This is a genomic window from Komagataeibacter ossonobensis (assembly GCF_057359305.1).
This window is the reverse complement of sequence record NZ_JBXAYQ010000116.1, coordinates 1-1,260: the sequence shown is the minus strand read 5'-3', so window position 1 is coordinate 1,260 and position 1,260 is coordinate 1. Positions and strand designations below refer to the sequence as shown.

Here is a 1,260-nt window from a genome sequence, read left to right as displayed (position 1 = left end):
TGGGGAAACACGCTCAGTCCATCACATTTGCGATCCGATTTACCGAAATGGCCGTAGCTTGCACATATTCTGCGATGTCATTAGGTCACAGGCGCCACACAGTTGTCTGGATACAGGTTCCTTGCTCGCTGCCGGTGTCGACGTGGGTTTACCATCTCCGTTCTTTTTTTACAGTCTGAACACCAACGGGCCGCAGGTATCGGCAAGGCGGCCAATCGTTCAGGTTCGCGTCATGTTTGAGTGATACAATTGCCCGGATGAAATACAGATCCGGCCTTTCCCCAGCACGTTATGACGCACCAACAATCATTTTCCACTGGGGATGCGCGGCCATTATCGTGTTGCAGTTCGCAACCGCGAATTTATGGGGCCTGTTCCGGAACCCGCTACACCATCAACTGGTGGTGACCCACCTGACAGCAGGCATGGTCCTGAGCATGCTGTTTCCCGCACGCCTGCTATGGCGACTAGGCTGGGGGCGGCAGATCCGCGCCGCCGATCGCTGGCTTGATGCCATGCTGGCGCGCTGCGTGGAATACAGCCTGTATGGGCTAGTCCTGCTGGAAATCCTCCTTGGGTATCTGTGGCGATGGGGCAATGGGCAGGCCATGAGTTTCCTGTCCATCCAGATCATGCCGCCCTTTGGCAGGTTCCCGGCATCGACAGTCGGCATTCTGCACTGGCTGCACCAGTGGAATGGCTGGCTAATCATCGTGCTTGCCACGGGTCATGCGCTAGCCGCGTGTTTTCATTACTTCATTCTCCGGGACAATGTTTTTCAGAGAATGCTGCTGACAGGGAATGTATCCGATGAATATGGAAAGTAAAACACCGCTACGCCCCAAGGAAATCCACGCGACCTCCCGCCTGGGCTGGCTGCGGGCCGCTGTCCTGGGGGCGAATGATGGTATCCTGTCAACATCCAGCCTGATCATCGGCGTTGCCAGCGCCCATGCGACACAGGGGAGCATCCTGCTGGCTGGAATTTCCAGTCTGGTTGCCGGGGCCATGTCCATGGCCGCAGGGGAATATGTATCCGTCAGTTCGCAGGCGGACTCTGAGAAGGCTGACCTCGCCCGCGAAAAAAAGGAGCTTGGCAGTAGCTGGGACGCTGAAGTGAGCGAACTGGCCGGGATATACCGTCAGCGTGGCCTGGATGATATTCTGGCGCGCAAGGTTGCCCTTCAACTCATGAAGCATGATGCACTGGGGGCGCACGCCCGCGATGAACTCGGCATTTCGGACGCGACTGCGGCGCGT

At 57.4% G+C, this 1,260-nt stretch carries 2 protein-coding genes; both read left to right on the top strand.

Features of this window, described 5'->3' with window-relative positions; genetic code table 11:
* Positions 1–257: 257 nt before the first annotated feature.
* A complete protein-coding gene (locus AC1RQ9_RS18920; protein ID WP_485988132.1) occupies positions 258–827 on the top strand; it encodes a cytochrome b in 570 nt (189 codons plus the stop codon).
* On the top strand, positions 817–1,260 hold a 444-nt coding region (locus tag AC1RQ9_RS18915; RefSeq protein ID WP_485988133.1), incomplete at its 3' end, for a VIT1/CCC1 transporter family protein. The genes AC1RQ9_RS18920 and AC1RQ9_RS18915, both read left to right, overlap by 11 nt.